Genomic DNA, 16,207 nt, shown 5'->3' with positions numbered 1-16,207 from the left:
GTTCATCGCCGTCGCCATCTTTGCCCGCGGACTGACCAACCGCCTGTTCAGCCGGATCTACCTTCCGGAAAATGAGGAGGCACTGGCGAAGGACCCGCTGCTGTCCTCGCTGGATCCGGAGCGCCGCAAGACGCTGATCGCACGCCGCGACGCCGACGGCGGGCTCACCTGGGACGTCCGGCTGCAGGGTGAGGGCGAAACAGTCTTCCTGGACTTCCAGTGACGGCTGCCGCCCTGGGTTACGGAGCCGACGCTGATGGCGACGCCGGCCTGCTGAGTCCCGTGTCAGCCTCGCCCCTGGTGCGGGTGCTGACGGGGGACCGGGCAGTGCTGGCAGCCATCCTCGCCGTCGAATCGGGCTGGGCTGCGGTGCTCGAAGCGGCGGACCTGGCACCTGCCGGTTCCGCCGCCGTCGTGGCCTCCGCCGCCGAGGCGGGCCGCTACGACGCGGCTGACATCGCGCTCCGTGCCCAGGGCGGCGGAAATCCCGTCATCCCGCTCCTCGCCGATCTCCGGAAGCAGGTTTCGGCATTGGATACCGCGGGCATCGGGGCCGGGAAGGCGATCCACACCTCCCTGACCAGCCAGGACGTGCTGGACACTGCCCTGATGCTGCTCGCCCGCAACACCGTTGACGCGCTGCTCGCAGACCTGAAATGCACGACGACGGCGCTCGCCACGCTGGCGGAGAAATATGCAGACGCGCTGGGGGTAGGCCGCAGCCTGACCCAGCACTCCCTGCCCTTCACCTTCGGACTCCGGGCGGCACAGTGGTTCCACGGTGTGGCCGCGGCGGGACGGCAGCTGGAACGCATGGAATTCCCCGTGCAGTTCGGTGGTGCGGCAGGTACCTTGGCCGCCGGAACCGTGATGACCAAGGGAGCCGCAAAAGACCCCTTTGACCTCGCTGACGCACTCGCAGCGCAGCTGGGACTGGCAGCAGCGCCCGCACCCTGGCACACCAACCGGCTCGCCGTCACGTCGTTGGGCAATGCGCTGGCCACGGTGCTCGACGCCGCCGGCAAGATCGCGGCTGACGTCCTGTTCCTCAGCCGGCCCGAGGTCGCCGAGCTCGCCGAACCGCGGGCCGCCGGACGCGGTGTGTCCTCGGCCATGCCGCAGAAGCAGAACCCGGTCCTGTCCGTCCTGATCCGCAGTGCCGCCCTGCAGGCCCCGCAGCTCGTGGCCCAGCTGCACCTTGCTGCTGCCAACTTCAACGACGAACGCCCTGATGGTGCCTGGCACACGGAATGGCCGGCCCTCCGCCAGCTCCTCCAGCTGGCCCTGGGCGCAGGCGGACAGCTCAGGGAGCTCGCCGAAGGCCTGCAGGTTTTCCCGGACGCCATGCGCCGCAACCTGGACCTGGCCGGTCCGCTGCTGCTGGCCGAAGGGGTGGGTGCCGCCGTGGCTCCGTTGCTGGAGGCCAAGGACGGCCGCACCGGCAAGGAGCAGCTCCAGGCCGTGGTGGACCAGACGCTCCAGGTCCCGGCAGCGCAGCAGGCGGGCACGTACCGCAGGCTGCTCCGCGGAGCCGTTCCGGCGGACCGGTTGTCCGACGAACAGCTGGGCGACCTGCTGGACCCGGCCAATTACCTGGGCCAGGCGGGCGGAATCACCCGGCGGATCCTGGCGGCCTATCCGGACTTTGCCGCACCGGCCACACCTATTTCAGACCCCGGGTCACCTGTGGACCCCAACGCGAACGGAGCCAACCGTGGCTAATCCAACCCTGAAGGCAGTCCTGCTTTCGCCCCAGCGCCCCCTGGGCGAACGTCCCCTCCTGGTGGTGGGACCCTCGCTGGGTACGTCCTCGATCCTGTGGTCCGCAACGGCTTCCCTGCTGGGCAACGACTACGACGTCGTAGCCTGGGACCTTCCCGGACACGGTGTTTCGCCGGCAGCCACCGAGCCCTTCGACGTCGCAGCACTGGCGGACTCCGTGGTGGACCTGGTGGACTCGATCGCCCCCGGTGAAGCCTTCCACTACGCAGGAGTCTCACTCGGCGGGGCCACCGGCTTGCAGCTGGGCATCAAGCACGGCGAACGGCTGAAGAGCCTCTCGGTGCAGTGCTCCGGCGCGAAGATCGGCACCCCCGAAGGCTGGCTGGAACGGGCCGAAACAGTACGGAAGCTGGGGACGCCGGTGGTTCTCCAGGGCTCGGCTGAGCGCTGGTTTGCCCCGGGCTTTATGGACCGCGACCCTGACCTGAGCAGCCGCCTCCTGCACTCGCTGCGCGACGCCGACCGCTTCAGCTACGCCTACTGCTGTGAAGCCCTGGCCGCGTACGACGTCCGCGCCGAACTCGGCAGCATCACCGTCCCCACCCAGGCTGTGGCGGGCGCGGCGGATACTGTTGTACCGCCGTCGTTCGCTGAAGAAATCGTTGCCGGCATCACCGCCGGCGGCGGTACCGCGAACGCCGTGACCCTCGAAGGAGTGGCGCACCTTGCCCCCGCCGAGGCGCCCGCCCACGTGGCCGAACTGCTGCGGAACCTGATCTCCTGGAGCGAATCCCGCGGAGCCGGCAAATGACCGGTCCGGAAGCCCCGAGCCCGGAGCGCCACGGCGTGGTCCAGCCCGCTGCCACCAGCAAGGAAATTTACGACGGCGGCATGGTGGTCCGCCGTGAAGTGCTGGGTGACGCCCATGTGGACCGGGCCACCGCCAACATGGATGCCTTCACCGAGGACTTCCAGGACATGATCACGCGGATCGCCTGGGGTGGCATCTGGACCCGCCCGGGCATCTCCCGCCAGATGCGCTCGGCGGTGACCATCACCGCCATGGTGGCGCACGGTCACTGGGAGGAACTGGCCATGCACATCCGGGCCGCCCTCACCAACGGCCTGAGCCGGGACGAAATCAAGGAAATCCTGCTCCAGACCGCCATCTACTGTGGCGTTCCGTCGGCAAATACGGCCTTCAAGACAGCTCAGCAGGTATTCCATGAAATGGACAACGCCGTCATTGATACAGAAAGAAACGGGCAATAAATCATGAATCAGGCTTTTGTGTACGACGCCGTGCGCACCCCTTTCGGTAAGTTCGGCTCGGGTTTGGCGGGGGTCCGTCCGGATGATCTTGCTGCGCATGTGATCAGGGAGTCCGTGAAGCGGGCGCCCGGTTTGGATCCGGAGCGGATCGATGAGGTGGTGTTCGGGAACGCGAACGGTGCCGGTGAGGAGAACCGGAACATCGCCCGGATGGGCACCCTGCTCGCCGGTTTGCCGGTCTCAATACCTGGCACGAGCGTTAACCGGTTGTGCGGCTCGTCGTTGGATGCGGCGATCATCGCCTCGCGGCAGATCAATGCCGGGGACGCTGAGCTGATGCTGGTCGGTGGAGCGGAGTCGATGTCGCGTGCCCCGTGGGTGCTGCCGAAGACGGAGAAGCCCTACCCGGCCGGGGACCTGACCCTGGCATCCACCACGTTGGGCTGGAGGCTGGTGAACAAGGCCATGCCGGCGGAGTGGACCGTCTCCTTGGGCGAGGCCACCGAGCGGTTGCGGGAGAAGTACGGGGTGAGCCGGGAGCAGCAGGATGAGTTCGCGGCGAACTCGCATAACCTCTCCGCTGCGGCGTGGGATGAGGGGTTCTACGACAACCTGGTCACCCCGGTGCCTGGCACTGACCTGGTCCGGGACGAGGGGATCCGGGCCGGGTCCTCCGCGGAGAAGCTCGCCGGTTTGAAGACCGTGTTCCGGGCCGAGAACGGGACTGTGACGGCGGGGAACGCCTCCCCGCTCTCCGATGGGGCGTCGGCTGCGTGGATCGGCTCTGAGAACGCCGCGGGGATCCTGGGCCTGGAACCCCTGGCCCGCATCGCAGGTAGGGGCGCGTATGCGAATGATCCGCAGTTCTTCGGGTACGCCCCGGTGGAGGCGGCGAACAAGGCCCTCGCGAAGGCGGGCATCGGCTGGGACCAGGTGGGCGCCGTCGAACTTAACGAGGCGTTCGCTGCGCAGTCCCTGGCGTGCATCAACGCCTGGGGCATCGACCCGGGCATTGTGAACCGGCACGGCGGGGCGATCGCGATGGGCCACCCGCTCGGCGCGTCCGGTACCCGGATCCTGGGTACCCTCGCCCGGTCCCTGCAGGCCTCCGGGGAACGCTGGGGCGTCGCCGCGATCTGCATCGGCGTCGGCCAGGGCCTCGCCGTCGTGCTTGAAAACGTAACTTCTGTGAAGGGCTGAGCAATGCTGACATTTGTAGACACCGTCAACGAAGCCGTCGCCGGCATCAAGGACGGCTCCACGGTGATGATCGGCGGGTTCGGTAACGCCGGGCAGCCGTTCGAACTGATCGACGCCCTGATGGACTGCGGTGCCAAAGACCTGACAGTGGTGAACAACAACGCCGGCCAGGGTGACCAGGGCCTGGCGCTGCTCATCAAGGAAGGCCGGGTGAAGAAGATGATCTGCTCCTTTCCGCGGCAGTCCGATTCCTGGCATTTCGATGCCAAGTACAAGGCCGGCGAGATCGAGCTCGAGCTGGTGCCGCAGGGCAACCTTGCCGAGCGGATCCGTGCCGCGGGCGCGGGCATCGGCGGGTTCTTCACCCCCACCGGCTACGGGACCATGCTGGCCGAGGGCAAGGAAACCCGGACCATCGACGGGCGCGGCCAGGTGTTCGAGACCCCCATCCATGCCGACGTCGCACTGATCAAGGCGCTGAAGGCCGACGGCGTGGGGAACCTTGTGTACCGCAAGACCGCCCGGAACTTCGGCCCCATCATGGCCGCCGCCGCCAAGCACACGGTGGTCCAGGTGTCCGAGATTGTCCCCACCGGGGGCCTCGACCCGGAAAACGTGGTCACCCCCGGAATCTACGTCAACAGCATTGTGAAGGTGGCCTGACCATGAGCACCCAGACCAGCATCCAGACCTCCGACAAGCCCCTGGGCCGGGACGAACTCGCCGAACTGGTGGCGCGGGACATCGCCCCGGGCTCGTTCGTGAACCTCGGCATCGGCCAGCCCACGCTGGTGTCCAACTACCTCAAGCCGGAGCAGAACATCACGCTCCACACCGAGAACGGCATGCTGGGCATGGGCCCGGCAGCCACCGGAGACCAGATCGACGGCGACCTCATCAACGCCGGCAAGATCCCCGTCACCGAACTCCCGGGTGCGTCCTACTTCCACCACGCCGACTCGTTCGCGATCATGCGCGGCGGCCACCTGGACATCTGCGTGCTCGGCGCATTCCAGGTCTCGGCCACCGGCGACCTCGCCAACTGGCACACCGGCGCCCCGGACGCCATCCCCGCCGTGGGCGGCGCCATGGACCTGGCTACCGGCGCCAAGGATGTGTTCGTGATGATGACGCTCCTGACCCGCGAAGGCGCCTCCAAGATCGTGGAATCCTGCACCTACCCGCTCACCGGGGTGGGCTGCGTGACCCGCGTGTACACGGACAAGGCCGTTTTCCTGACGGGCCCGGACGGCGTCACGGTCCGTGAGACGTTCGGCATCACCTTCGAGGAGCTCCAGGCGCTCGTACCGGTCCCGCTCAAGGCTTCCGCCTAGGCCCGTTGTGGGGCCCGCCCTCCGTCCGTTCGCAGCTGCGGGGGTACGGAGAGTGGGCCCCACAAGCAGTGTTTCCCCGCCCACCGCGCCGCTAGGATTGGTAACCATGACCGACGCACGCCAAGAGGTACTGGCCGCTCCGCAGGCGAGCGATCAGTACGTGCAGTCGCTGGCGCGCGGGCTGGCCGTGATCCGTGCGTTCGACACCGAACACCCGGTCATGACCCTCACCGAGGTCGCCGCCCGGACAAACCTGACCAGGGCCACGGCGCGGCGTTTCCTGCATACGCTCGTTGAGCTCGGCTACGTACGCACCGACGGCAAGACCTTCGCGCTCACGGCGATGGTCCTGCAGCTGGGCTACGCCTACCTTTCGGGGCTGTCCCTGCCGCAGCTGGCCATGCCGCACCTGGAGGAACTGTCCCTGAAACTGGGGGAGTCCACGTCCGCTGCGGTGCTGGACGGCACCGACATCGCCTACATTGCCCGGGTGACCACCCGCCGGATCATGAACGTCGGCATCACCGTGGGCACGCGCTTCCCGGCGTATGCCACGTCCATGGGCCGGGTCCTGCTCGCCGCCCTTCCGCCGGCCGCGCTCAAGGCCTACCTCGCGGCGACGGAGATCAAACCCCTGACCCCGCGGGGGCTGGGAAGCGTCCCGGAACTGTTGGCCGTGCTCGAAACCGTCCGGGCCCAGGGCTGGTGCCTGGTGGACCAGGAGCTCGAATTGGGGCTGATGTCCGTTGCCGCCCCGGTGTACGACGGACCCACCAAAGTGGTGGCCGCCGTCAACGTTTCGCTGCAGGCCCAGTCGGTGGCCGCCCAGCCGGACCGGGACGCTTACCTCGCCTCCGTGGCCGAAGAAATTGTGGCAACAGCCAGGCTGATCTCCGCGGACCTGACCGCCCGCGGCTAGGAACCATCTCCCGCCTGCTGCGATTCTTCCGGAACTGATGCCACTTCGCACGGCAGGGTCATAGACTCTAGCCAACTACGTCCGTGAGGGGAGTTGGCCGGTGAAACTGGGCATACCGCGGGAACGTCATGAAGGTGAGCTCCGGGTGGCCGCCACGCCGGAAACCGTGAGGCAGCTGGCGGGGCTGGGCCTTGAAGTCATCGTCGAGTCCATGGCCGGTGCCCCCGCCGGCTACCCGGACCATGATTACGCGGAAGCCGGTTGCCGGCTGGTACAGGCTTTGGACCTGTCCGAACTCGATGTCCTGGCCCATGTCCGCCCCCTGGAACCCGCGACGGCGAAGGCCCTGCACAGTGGCGCCGTCACCGTGGGCCTGGCCTCGCCGTCGTCCGAGCTGGCTACCGTCCAGGCACTCGCGGACGCAGGGGTTACGTCCTTCGCCCTGGAACTGGTGCCCCGCATCTCCCGGGCGCAGTCCATGGATGCCCTCAGCTCCCAGGCTCTGGTGGCCGGCTACCGCTGCGTCCTGGAAGCTGCCATCCGGCTGCCACGGTTCTTCCCGCTCTTTATGACCGCCGCCGGAACCGTTCCGCCGGCCCGTGTGCTGGTGCTCGGAGCGGGAGTGGCCGGCCTCCAGGCCATCGGCACCGCCAAGCGGCTCGGTGCCCGGGTCTCCGCGAACGACATCCGGCCGGCCTCCGCGGACGAGGTGGCCTCGATGGGCGGCACCTTCATCAGACTGGACCTCGAGACCGCCGAAGCATCGGGAGGCTACGCCCGGGAGCTCAGTGCTGACCGCGGAGCCCTCCAGCGTGAGCTGCTGGCCCCGCATGTGGCCCAGTCCGACGTCCTGATTACGACGGCGGCCGTCCCCGGCAGGCGGGCCCCCCTCCTGGTTTCCCGCCAAATGGTGCAGGCAATGCGTCCCGGTTCAGTCGTCGTCGACCTCGCCGCGGAGTCCGGCGGCAACGTGGAAGGCTCCGTCCCCGGCGAGGACATCCTGGTCCCCACCGCCGACGGGCACGGCCACGTCACCCTCGTGGGGGTGAAGGACGCGCCGTCCGCGCTGGCGTCGGACGCGTCCCGCCTTTACGCCAAGAACGTCGCCAACCTGCTGGCCCTGATGACCCGGGACGGCGTTGTTGCACCCGATTTCGACGACGACGTCATAGCGGGTGCGTGCCTCACCCACGACGGCGCGGTGCGGCACCTGCCCACAGCGGAAGCACTCGCGGCGCTCATCCCGGCCCTGCCGGACCACGCACCCCATGTACCCGGCCACGCACCGAGCGTTCAGGACAGGGGTGAGCGCTGATGGACGGCATGAGCCTGCTGACGGTCACCGTGCTGGCAGTGTTTGTGGGCTTCGAAGTGGTCTCCAAGGTCTCCAGCACCCTGCACACACCCCTGATGTCCGGAGCCAACGCCATCCACGGCATCATCCTGGTGGGCGCCATCATTGTGGCCGGCCAGGCTGCGGACCCGTGGGTCCTCGCGGTGGCGCTGCTCGCCGTCGTCCTGGCCACAGCAAACCTGGTGGGCGGCTTTGTGGTCACGGACCGGATGCTGCACATGTTCCATGCGCGCAAAGAGACCCCGGCCCCCAAAGACCCCGCAGGCCGCAGGGAGAATCCCGGGCCCAACGGGCTGCCGGCCAGAGGGGAGGGGAAATGACCGTCCTCGATCCGGTCTGGACATCGCTCCTTTACCTCACCGCCGCGGTGTTCTTCATCCTGGCGCTGCGCGGCCTCAGCTCTCCGCGCACGGCCCGGCGCGGGAACCTGATCGGGGCTTTCGGGGCGCTGCTCGCCGTTGTCACCGTGTTCTTCTCCGCGCGGCTCGAGAACATTCCCTGGATCGTCGGCGCCATAGCGGTAGGTACCGCCGTCGCCGCACCAGTGGCCCGGCGCGTCAAGATGACGCAGATGCCGCAGCTGGTGGCGCTTTTCAACGGAGTGGGCGGCGGCGCGGCGGCCCTGGTGGCACTGCTCGAACTCAGCCACACCGGCGATCCGTGGGTGCGGCTGGCCATCGTCTTCACCCTCCTGGTGGGCGCGGTGTCCTTTGCCGGCTCGGGGGTCACCTTCGCCAAACTCCAGGAGCTGATGACCACCCGGCCGCTCGTTTTTCCCGGGCTCCCCATAGTCATGGCGGCGGTCCTGCTCGCTGCGGTGGGCACCGGCGTCGCCGTGGTCCTGACCGGCTCGCTGCCGCTTGCCGTGCTGCTGATGGTGCTGGGGCTCGCTGCCGGTGCGTTGCTGGTGCTGCCGGTGGGCGGCGCGGACGTGCCCATCGTCATCTCGCTGCTGAACGCCTTCACCGGCCTGGCCGTCGCGGCGTCCGGCGTGGTCCTCGGCAACGTGCTCCTGGTGGTGGCGGGCACCCTGGTGGGCGCCTCCGGTACCATCCTGACCCGGGCCATGGCTGCCGCCATGGGCCGCAGCGTTGCCGGCATCCTGTTCGGCGCTTTCAAGGGAGGTTCGACGGCGGGATCCACCGCCATGAGCGAACGTCCCGTCAGGTCCTCCAGCGCGGAGGACGTGGCCGTGCTCCTGGGGTATGCGCAACGGGTGATCATCGTGCCGGGCTACGGTCTGGCCGTGGCGCAGGGGCAGCACACCGCCGCCGAGCTCGCTTTGGCACTGGAAGCCCGCGGAATCGAGGTGGACTTCGCCATCCACCCCGTGGCCGGCCGGATGCCAGGGCACATGAACGTGCTCCTGGCCGAGGCCAACGTGCCGTACGAATCGCTCAAGGAAATGGGCGAGATCAACCCGGAGTTCCGGACCGCGGACGTGGCTCTCGTGGTGGGCGCCAACGATGTGGTGAACCCAGCCGCCAAGACCTCCTCAGGCTCGCCCATCTACGGCATGCCAATCCTCGAAGTGGCAGAGGCCCGCCAGGTGATCTTCCTGAAGCGGTCCATGCGGCCCGGGTTCGCGGGGATCGAGAACGACCTCCTGTATGAGCCGCAGACCTCCCTGCTTTTCGGCGACGCCAAGGACTCCCTGGCCAAGGTGCTCGGCGCAGTTAAGGCGCTGTAGCCAAGTACGCTGTCAGCAGGCCCTCTTTCACCCCGTCAGCGAAGGACACCATGTCAGATACGAGCTCCACTTCCCCCAAGCGCGCAGCCGTCATCATCAACCCGGCCAAGCCGGTGGACATCGATGTGCGCGGCCTGATGGCCAAGCACTCCGAGAACAACGGCTGGGGCGAGCCTATCTGGCTGGAAACCACCAAGGATGATCCCGGCGTCGGCCAGGCGAAGGAGGCACTCGAGCAAGGGGCCGACATCGTCATTGCGGCCGGCGGGGACGGCACCGTGAGGTGCGTCGCTGAGGTACTCGCCGGCACCGGCATCCCCATGGGCCTGCTGCCGCTGGGCACGGGAAACCTGCTGGCGCGCAACCTGGGCATGGACGTGACCGACGTCGAAGGCGCCATGGTGGGTGCCCTGACCGGCTGGGAGCGCAAAATCGACGTCGTCCGGGCTGTCCGGAACGACCCGGACAAAGAACAGGTGTTCCTGGTCATGGCAGGCGTGGGGTACGACGCCACCATCATGGCCGACACCAACGAGGACCTTAAGGACAAAGTGGGCTGGCTGGCCTATGTGGACGCCGGCATCCGGAACCTGCCCGGCAAGCCTGTGAAGGCCACCATCATTGTGGACGGCAAGGACGTGGTCCACCGCGGAGTCCGCAGCGTCATGGTGGGAAACTGCGGCAAGGTCCAGGGCAACCTGGAGATCTTCCCCGACGCCAAGGTGGACGACGGCCTCCTGGATGTGGTGGTCCTCGCCCCGAAGGGGAAGCTCGGCTGGTTCTCAGTGATCGCCGGCATGATCGGCAAAGGCAAGGGCCAGGACACCTCCGTTGAATACTTCCAGGGCAAATCCGTGGAGATCACCCTGGAGCACAATGACGACTACCAGCTCGACGGCGACCATGAGGGCGAGGGCAAGCACGTGGTCATGACCATGGATCCCGAGGCCCTGACCATCCGGATGGCGGCCAACTAGCGTTCACCGGGCAGCGGCCGCCGGCCGGTGCGAGAGGATTTCCGCGAGCTCGGCGAGCCGGTGGGCGCGGGCTGATTCAGCCGGCGTGAACGGCTCGCCGGGCCGGGCAAAGGTGATGGGCCCGTGCCAGGCGGTGGGAATCTTCAGCCGGGTGCCGGCGTCGTACTTTTCCAGGATGGCTTCCGCCGGGGTGAGGATCCGGGCGCGGAGCAGCTCGGCCACTGCCAGCGGAAGTTCATCCGGGGCTCCGGCGATCCGTGCGGCGAGGCTCAGGGCCTTGGTCTGCCCGTCGGCCATGGCAAGCGCCGTGGTGGGCCAGACCTGGGAACGCGAGCCGCCGCCGTCGTGCAGTGCCTCCAGCAGCTGGCGTTCACTGAGGTTCCCCGGAGCGGAGAGCACAAACTCGTCCAGCACCCCGCCGGGCACCGGGTGGACATGGATGCTCAGGATATTTGTGTCCAGACGGGCCAAAGCCTGGGTGAGCCTGTGCAGGGAGCCGGGCGTGTCCTGCATGACCGTCCGGGCCCGCCACAAGGCCGGTGCGGTGCCCATTTTCCTGCGGAGCTTCAACGCCGGCGCATGCAGCCAGCCACGCAGGATCCGCGCCGCGGAGGGTTCCGCCACCCAGATCACCAGGGCGGTTGCGGTGAGTGTGAGCACCAGGACTTTTGCCACGTACGGCAGGTGTGTTTCCACCACGAGTGCGTGGACCAGGAGTTCGATCGGGAGCATCACCGCGATGTTGGCGAGCGTCAGGCGGGTCTTGGTGGGTTCCGGCATAAGGCCGCAGACTTCGCAGCTCAGGTCGGCGGCAGGGTTCGTGGCAGCAGGCTTCTTATCCCCGGAGTCCTTCATGTCATCAGAGTCACAGGACGGTGTTTCGGGGGTGTTGCCCTGCCGTTCCGATTGTGCGAAAGGTCCAGGCCCTAGGATCGAAAGGTGAAGTTCCTCGCTGACATGTTCAGCATTGCCCCCGGCAACAAGGACCACCACCCCGCCCTGCGCTGCGCCGTGGGGGTGTTTGTGCCCCTGATCACCCTGGTGATGCTGGGCCGGCTGGATCTGGCCATCTTCGCGTCGTTCGGCGCGTTTACCGGAATCTACGGGCGCGGGGAACCCCATGGCACCCGCTTTGTGCTTCAGCTCCGGGCTGGCCTGCTGATGCTGCTGGTCATATTCCTGGCAGCCCTCGCCGCCCGGCTGGGAGTCGCCTGGGGGTTGGACGCGATGGCTGCCACCTGGTTCCTGGTCGTGGCCACGACGCTGGTGGCCGGCGGCTGCTCCCTGCTGATTTCCCTGCTGCGCCTCCGGCCGGGCGGCTCGTTGTTCCACATCTTCGCGTTCGCAGCCATCGCCTCCATCCCCAACCAGCCACCCCTGGGGGAGGGGATGCTGGTTGCCGTGCTCACGACGGCGCTTTCCCTGCTGATTGGCTTCTCGTCACGGATTCTCCCCAGCCGCCGCGCACCCTGGGTACGGCCGCCGGCCATCCGGCGCACTCCTGGTGAAAGACGAGCCGCCTGGCTGGAAGGCCTCGGCTACCTCGTCGCTGCGGGCGTGGCAGGCTCCCTGGCCACATTGGCGGGGCAGTGGCTGGGATTCGGCCACAACTATTGGGCCATGGTGGCTGCCGTGGTGCCGCTCGTGGGGCACACCACGCGGCACCGTATCAGCCGCGGCGTCCAGAGAATCATCGGGACGGTGCTGGGCCTCGTGGTGCTCGCCGCCATCCTGCTGCCCGGCCTGGAACCATGGCAGACCGTGCTGGTGATGGCGCTGTGCCAGTTCGGTGCAGAGATGTTCATCATCCGGCAGTACTTGCTGGCGCAGGTCTTTGTCACACCCCTGGCCCTGATCTCCACGCTGCTGGTGGTGCCGGCATCGCCCGCGATCCTGCTCAGGGACCGGATCATCGAGACGGTCATCGGCGCGGCCGTGGGTATTGGTGTGGTGTTGGCTCCTGCGGCCTGGCGGCGGCTGCGCGGGCTGTAGTCTGGAAACAGAGCCCACCATTGAACGGAAGCAGCAGCCATGGCCAATTCGACGTCCGGCGATTCTGTGGTGGACCGGGTGGTCCGGGTGATCTCCGCCTTTCCCGAGGGCGTGAGCAGCCTGCAGCTCTCCGAGCTCGCCGCACGCTCCGGGCTGCCCCTCACCAGCGCCCACCGCATCGTGCGGCAGCTGTCAGCCCACGGGCTGCTCGAAACGGGCGATGGCGGTAACGTCCGGCTCGGCCTGCGGCTCTGGGAACTGGTGAACCGCAATTCGCCCACCCTGGCCCTGCGGCAGGCTGCCCTTCCCTTCATGGAGGACATCCAGCAGGTCCTTAACCAGAACGTGAACCTGGCGGTGCTTGATGGCTGGGAGGCGCTGTTCGTGGAGCGGATGTCGCGCCGCGGGTCCGTTGCCAACCGGGCAAAAGTGGCGGGCCGGATGCCGGTCCACGTGTCCTCGGCAGGGCTGGCGCTGATGGCGCATCAGGAGAAATCCCTCCAGGCGGACTACCTCACGCAGTTCACTGATCCAGCCGGGAAGGTGACTGCGGACGCCGTCAGGCAGCTCCTGGCCGAGACGGCCCACCAGGGCTTCGCGCAGCTGGCCGGCGTCGTGGATCCGGACACCTGGGGCATTGCCGTCCCCGTCCTGGACGGCAGGCAGCGCGCAGTGGCGGCGCTCGGCGTCGTGGTTCCCTTGCAGGAGATGCGCCTGCAGGCGCTGGTCCCCGCCCTCCAGACCGCCGCCCGTGGCATTGCCCGGCAGCTCACCGACTGAACTTGTCCTTCCATTCAACGGAAGCGCTCTAGGGGGAGCCGGGGCAGGCGGCGGACACTGTTAGCGGACGCACCCACCGACTCCTGCCGGGCAGGAGTCCCGCAACGAAGCGAGACGAGTCATGGCACCACGCAAGGTCATCACCACCCAAGTCGCCATCATGGGCGCCGGCCCCGCAGGGCTGATGCTTTCCCACCTGCTGGCAAAGTCAGGCATCGAGTCCACCGTGATCGAGGTCCGCAGCCACAAGGAAATCTCGGAGACGGTCCGCGCCGGTATCCTCGAGCACGGCACCGTCAACATGCTGGTGGACAGCGGTGCGTCAGACCGAGTGCTCCGTGACGGCGACCGGCACGACGGCATCGAGCTGCGCTTCAACGGCGAAAGCCACCGCATCGACTTTAAGGAACTCGTTGGGGAGTCAGTGTGGCTCTACCCCCAGACGGACGTCTTCCTGGACCTCGCCGCACGGCGGAAGGCCGACGGCGGCGACGTCCGGTACAGCGTCACGGACACCAGCGTGCATGATCTGGAAGGCAAACCGAAGGTCTGGTTCACGGACGCGGATGGTGCGGAGTTCGAGATCCAGGCGGACTTCCTGGTAGGCGCGGACGGCTCGCGCAGCCACTGCCGCTTCCAGATCCCGGAGGCAAACCGCAAGTGGTATTTCCACGAGTACCCGTTCGCCTGGTTCGGCATCCTGGCCGAGGCCCCGCGCAGCTCGGACGAGCTGATCTACGCCAACTCTGACAACGGGTTCGCCCTTATCAGCCAGCGCACCGAGACCGTGCAGCGGATGTACTTCCAGTGCGATCCCAAGGAGAACGTGGCCGAATGGGACGATGACCGGATCTGGGCGGAATTCCGCAGCCGCGTCAACGGCAACGGGTTCGAGCTCAAGGAAGGCCCGGTCATCGACAAGATGGTCCTGCCTTTCCGCAGCTTTGTGCACACCCCGATGCGCCACGGGAACCTGTTCCTTGCCGGCGACGCAGCCCACACGGTTCCGCCCACCGGCGCGAAGGGCCTGAACCTGGCCATCCACGACGTCAAGGTCCTGTTCGAAGGGCTGGACTCGTTCTACGGCAACGGCTCCACCGCCCTGCTGGACTCCTTCAGCGACCGCGCGCTGGAGCGGGTGTGGAAGGCCCAGCAGTTCTCCTACTGGATGACCACCATGCTGCACACCCCCACCGACGCGGACGACTTCTCCCGGGCCCGCCAGCTCGGCGAACTGAACTCCGTGGTCTCATCGAAGCACGGCATGGCCTACCTCGCAGAGGCCTACACGGGCTGGCCGGGTCAGGCTTAGCAGTACGACGGCGGTGCCGGCGCCGCCGGAGGCGGCAGGTCGCCGACGCGCACGGCGGCGAAAGGTGCCTCAGGGTGCCAGCAGCCGGCGGATCGCGTTGGCCACCGCGGCCTGGTCCGGCTGTTCGGCGCGCCGTGCGGTCAGCTGGTGGAGCAGCAGGCCGTCCCCATAGTCGGACACATCGCGTGCCCGCTCTCCCGCGTCCGGGATGCCCAGTCCTGTGAGGGTCTGCTCCAGGCCGCCCACCAGCCGGTAGTGTCCTGCCGTCACGGCCTCGGGCCGGTCCAGTGAGAGGGCCAGGCGGGCCCGCGTGAGGGGAGCGTGCTGCTGGAGGAGCGCCATGACCAGGGCGGCAAGCTGTTCGGCGATTTCCCCGGTGTCCTGTGGCGGGCCGGCGGGGCCGAAACGCTGCAGCAGTTCGACATCCAGCTGCTCCAGCCGGTCCAGGACGGCCTCCACCAGGGACGCCCGGTTCCGGTAGTAATTCGACGTCGTCCCCTCCGGAAGCTGCGCCGCGGCGTCCACGGAGCGGTGGGTCAGGCCCTTCATCCCTTTGTCCGCCACGACGGATAAGGCGGCATCGATGAGTTGCGTCCGGCGGTCAGGCATATGCCAAGTCTAGTTGGGATCTTCCGTTTCACTACAAAAGTAGTAAACTCGCTCCCATGGAATCGATCTCGATCATTGGCGGCGGAATCGCGGGCCTTGCCTTGGCAGCCTGCCTGGACCACAGCCGCTTCGAAGTCACTGTCTATGAGAAGCGGCCGGAACTGCCGGTCGTTGGAACGGTGCTGGCCATGTGGCCCAACGCGCAGCGGGCGCTGGAAACGGTGGGCATCCTCGAGGACGTCAGGCGGTGCAGCCCGGCTGTCAGCAGCGGGGCCCTCCGAAATGCCGCAGGGGCTCCGTGGGTAAGTTTCGACGAAAAGAATGTGGTGGCTGTCTCCCGGGTGGACCTTCTGCGCCTGCTTGACGCCGCGGTCCCGGACTCAGTCCGCCGGATCACCAGGCGGGTGGAGACGGTTCCGTCCGGAGCGGATCTGGTGGTGGGTGCGGATGGCGTGCACAGCGCAGTCCGCCGAAGTGTTTGGGGCGCACAGACCAGCGCCAGGCTCACCCCTTATCTCGCAGTGCGTGGTGTGGTCCCATCACCGGTCAATCCTGACCATGTGGGGGAGTACTGGGGTCGTGGGGACCTGTTCGGCATTGGCCCCATCGCTACCGGGACCTTGTGGTTCGCAAGCTACCGTTCCGAACTTGGGCCCACCGGCATCGACGTCGCGTCAACGCTCGAGGAGGCCAGGCGGCGCTACTCAGGGCACGGGCCTGCCATCCGCCAGGTACTCGCCGGGGCCACTCCCGGACTCACGCTGGCCCAGCGGATCTGGACTATTCCTCTGCTGCGGTCCTACGTCCGCGGCAACACCATCCTGATTGGCGACGCCGCACATGCCATGACGCCCAACCTCGGCCGCGGCGCCTGTGAATCGCTGGTGGACGCAGCCACGTTGGCCGGCCTGCTCAATACCCGGCCGCGCGCAGAGGCGCTGCGCACCTACGACCGCTCGCGCCGGCTCCGCACCCAGGGCATAAGCCTTGCATCTTCGGCGATGGGGCGGGTGGCTCTCGCCGAGACTGCCCAGCCGCTGCGGGAC

General features: G+C 67.7%; 17 protein-coding genes and 1 pseudogene. 16 read left to right on the top strand and 2 right to left on the bottom strand.

Going from position 1 to position 16,207, the window contains the following annotated elements:
* The 12 genes and pseudogenes from DBR22_RS07855 to DBR22_RS07800 all read left to right on the top strand — a co-directional run.
* Nucleotides 1–223, top strand: a pseudogene (locus DBR22_RS07855) (protocatechuate 3,4-dioxygenase subunit alpha); the annotation flags it as partial.
* Nucleotides 220–1,722: a lyase family protein gene (locus DBR22_RS07850; RefSeq protein ID WP_258229093.1), complete on the top strand. Its 1,503-nt coding sequence runs from the start codon at nucleotides 220–222 to the stop codon at nucleotides 1,720–1,722. The pseudogene DBR22_RS07855 and the gene DBR22_RS07850, both read left to right, overlap by 4 nt.
* Entirely contained in the window at nucleotides 1,715–2,533 is an 819-nt protein-coding gene (locus DBR22_RS07845; protein ID WP_108598552.1) for an alpha/beta fold hydrolase, read from the top strand. The genes DBR22_RS07850 and DBR22_RS07845 overlap by 8 nt, the downstream gene beginning before the upstream one ends.
* Nucleotides 2,530–2,994: a 4-carboxymuconolactone decarboxylase gene (gene pcaC, locus DBR22_RS07840; RefSeq protein ID WP_108598551.1), complete on the top strand. Its 465-nt coding sequence runs from the start codon at nucleotides 2,530–2,532 to the stop codon at nucleotides 2,992–2,994. The genes DBR22_RS07845 and pcaC overlap by 4 nt, the downstream gene beginning before the upstream one ends.
* A gap of 3 nt (nucleotides 2,995–2,997) precedes the next feature.
* The gene (locus DBR22_RS07835; RefSeq protein ID WP_108598550.1) at nucleotides 2,998–4,194 is read left to right on the top strand and encodes a thiolase family protein; all 1,197 of its coding nucleotides are present in this window, start codon (nucleotides 2,998–3,000) and stop codon (nucleotides 4,192–4,194) included.
* Between the two features lie 3 nt (nucleotides 4,195–4,197).
* Nucleotides 4,198–4,857 carry a 3-oxoacid CoA-transferase subunit A gene (locus DBR22_RS07830; RefSeq protein WP_108598549.1) on the top strand — a complete coding sequence of 220 codons (660 nt, stop codon included), beginning with the start codon at nucleotides 4,198–4,200 and terminating at the stop codon, nucleotides 4,855–4,857.
* A 2-nt stretch (nucleotides 4,858–4,859) separates the two neighbouring features.
* Nucleotides 4,860–5,528: a 3-oxoacid CoA-transferase subunit B gene (locus DBR22_RS07825; protein WP_108598548.1), complete on the top strand. Its 669-nt coding sequence runs from the start codon at nucleotides 4,860–4,862 to the stop codon at nucleotides 5,526–5,528.
* A gap of 106 nt (nucleotides 5,529–5,634) precedes the next feature.
* The gene (locus DBR22_RS07820) at nucleotides 5,635–6,447 is read left to right on the top strand and encodes an IclR family transcriptional regulator domain-containing protein (RefSeq protein WP_108598547.1); all 813 of its coding nucleotides are present in this window, start codon (nucleotides 5,635–5,637) and stop codon (nucleotides 6,445–6,447) included.
* A gap of 100 nt (nucleotides 6,448–6,547) precedes the next feature.
* Complete coding sequence (locus DBR22_RS07815) at nucleotides 6,548–7,762, top strand: Re/Si-specific NAD(P)(+) transhydrogenase subunit alpha (protein WP_108598546.1); 1,215 nt, start codon at nucleotides 6,548–6,550, stop codon at nucleotides 7,760–7,762.
* On the top strand, nucleotides 7,762–8,121 hold the full coding sequence (locus tag DBR22_RS07810) for an NAD(P) transhydrogenase subunit alpha (protein ID WP_108598545.1): 360 nt from the start codon (nucleotides 7,762–7,764) through the stop codon (nucleotides 8,119–8,121). The genes DBR22_RS07815 and DBR22_RS07810 overlap by 1 nt, the downstream gene beginning before the upstream one ends.
* On the top strand, nucleotides 8,118–9,491 hold the full coding sequence (locus DBR22_RS07805) for an NAD(P)(+) transhydrogenase (Re/Si-specific) subunit beta (RefSeq protein ID WP_108598544.1): 1,374 nt from the start codon (nucleotides 8,118–8,120) through the stop codon (nucleotides 9,489–9,491). Before DBR22_RS07810 ends, DBR22_RS07805 begins: the two co-directional genes overlap by 4 nt.
* 50 nt (nucleotides 9,492–9,541) lie before the next feature.
* Nucleotides 9,542–10,468 carry a diacylglycerol/lipid kinase family protein gene (locus tag DBR22_RS07800; protein WP_108598543.1) on the top strand — a complete coding sequence of 309 codons (927 nt, stop codon included), beginning with the start codon at nucleotides 9,542–9,544 and terminating at the stop codon, nucleotides 10,466–10,468.
* 3 nt (nucleotides 10,469–10,471) lie between these two features.
* On the opposite strand, the gene DBR22_RS07795 is transcribed toward DBR22_RS07800, so the two are convergent.
* On the bottom strand, nucleotides 10,472–11,323 hold the full coding sequence (locus DBR22_RS07795; RefSeq protein ID WP_108598542.1) for an ACT domain-containing protein: 852 nt from the start codon (nucleotides 11,321–11,323) through the stop codon (nucleotides 10,472–10,474).
* A gap of 84 nt (nucleotides 11,324–11,407) precedes the next feature.
* Here DBR22_RS07795 and DBR22_RS07790 point away from each other — a divergent pair, with 84 nt between their 5' ends.
* From DBR22_RS07790 to DBR22_RS07780, 3 genes are all read left to right on the top strand, one after another.
* A complete protein-coding gene (locus DBR22_RS07790) occupies nucleotides 11,408–12,460 on the top strand; it encodes an FUSC family protein (protein ID WP_108598541.1) in 1,053 nt (350 codons plus the stop codon).
* A 39-nt stretch (nucleotides 12,461–12,499) separates the two neighbouring features.
* Nucleotides 12,500–13,240: an IclR family transcriptional regulator gene (locus DBR22_RS07785; protein ID WP_108598540.1), complete on the top strand. Its 741-nt coding sequence runs from the start codon at nucleotides 12,500–12,502 to the stop codon at nucleotides 13,238–13,240.
* A 121-nt stretch (nucleotides 13,241–13,361) separates the two neighbouring features.
* Nucleotides 13,362–14,552, top strand: a complete 1,191-nt coding sequence (locus tag DBR22_RS07780) for a 4-hydroxybenzoate 3-monooxygenase (protein ID WP_108598539.1) — start codon at nucleotides 13,362–13,364, stop codon at nucleotides 14,550–14,552.
* Nucleotides 14,553–14,621: 69 nt separating this feature from the next.
* On the opposite strand, the gene DBR22_RS07775 is transcribed toward DBR22_RS07780, so the two are convergent.
* Complete coding sequence (locus DBR22_RS07775; RefSeq protein WP_108598538.1) at nucleotides 14,622–15,161, bottom strand: TetR/AcrR family transcriptional regulator; 540 nt, start codon at nucleotides 15,159–15,161, stop codon at nucleotides 14,622–14,624.
* Between the two features lie 56 nt (nucleotides 15,162–15,217).
* Here DBR22_RS07775 and DBR22_RS07770 point away from each other — a divergent pair.
* On the top strand, nucleotides 15,218–16,207 hold a 990-nt coding region (locus DBR22_RS07770), incomplete at its 3' end, for an FAD-dependent monooxygenase (protein ID WP_108598537.1).

The sequence above is a fragment of the Arthrobacter sp. HMWF013 genome, from assembly GCF_003061105.1.
In the GTDB taxonomy this organism is placed as follows: domain Bacteria; phylum Actinomycetota; class Actinomycetes; order Actinomycetales; family Micrococcaceae; genus Arthrobacter.
This window is presented reverse-complemented; position numbering and strand designations above follow the sequence as displayed.

Bases quoted from the DNA above. Each gene is read 5' to 3' on its own strand.
- pcaC (WP_108598551.1), top strand. From the start codon at position 2,530: ATGACCGGTCCGGAAGCCCCGAGCCCGGAGCGCCACGGCGTGGTCCAG.
- DBR22_RS07835 (WP_108598550.1), top strand. From the start codon at position 2,998: ATGAATCAGGCTTTTGTGTACGACGCCGTGCGCACCCCTTTCGGTAAG.
- DBR22_RS07830 (WP_108598549.1), top strand. From the start codon at position 4,198: ATGCTGACATTTGTAGACACCGTCAACGAAGCCGTCGCCGGCATCAAG.
- DBR22_RS07825 (WP_108598548.1), top strand. From the start codon at position 4,860: ATGAGCACCCAGACCAGCATCCAGACCTCCGACAAGCCCCTGGGCCGG.
- DBR22_RS07820 (WP_108598547.1), top strand. From the start codon at position 5,635: ATGACCGACGCACGCCAAGAGGTACTGGCCGCTCCGCAGGCGAGCGAT.
- DBR22_RS07810 (WP_108598545.1), top strand. From the start codon at position 7,762: ATGGACGGCATGAGCCTGCTGACGGTCACCGTGCTGGCAGTGTTTGTG.
- DBR22_RS07805 (WP_108598544.1), top strand. From the start codon at position 8,118: ATGACCGTCCTCGATCCGGTCTGGACATCGCTCCTTTACCTCACCGCC.
- DBR22_RS07800 (WP_108598543.1), top strand. From the start codon at position 9,542: ATGTCAGATACGAGCTCCACTTCCCCCAAGCGCGCAGCCGTCATCATC.
- DBR22_RS07795 (WP_108598542.1), bottom strand. From the start codon at position 11,323: ATGAAGGACTCCGGGGATAAGAAGCCTGCTGCCACGAACCCTGCCGCC.
- DBR22_RS07785 (WP_108598540.1), top strand. From the start codon at position 12,500: ATGGCCAATTCGACGTCCGGCGATTCTGTGGTGGACCGGGTGGTCCGG.
- DBR22_RS07780 (WP_108598539.1), top strand. From the start codon at position 13,362: ATGGCACCACGCAAGGTCATCACCACCCAAGTCGCCATCATGGGCGCC.
- DBR22_RS07775 (WP_108598538.1), bottom strand. From the start codon at position 15,161: ATGCCTGACCGCCGGACGCAACTCATCGATGCCGCCTTATCCGTCGTG.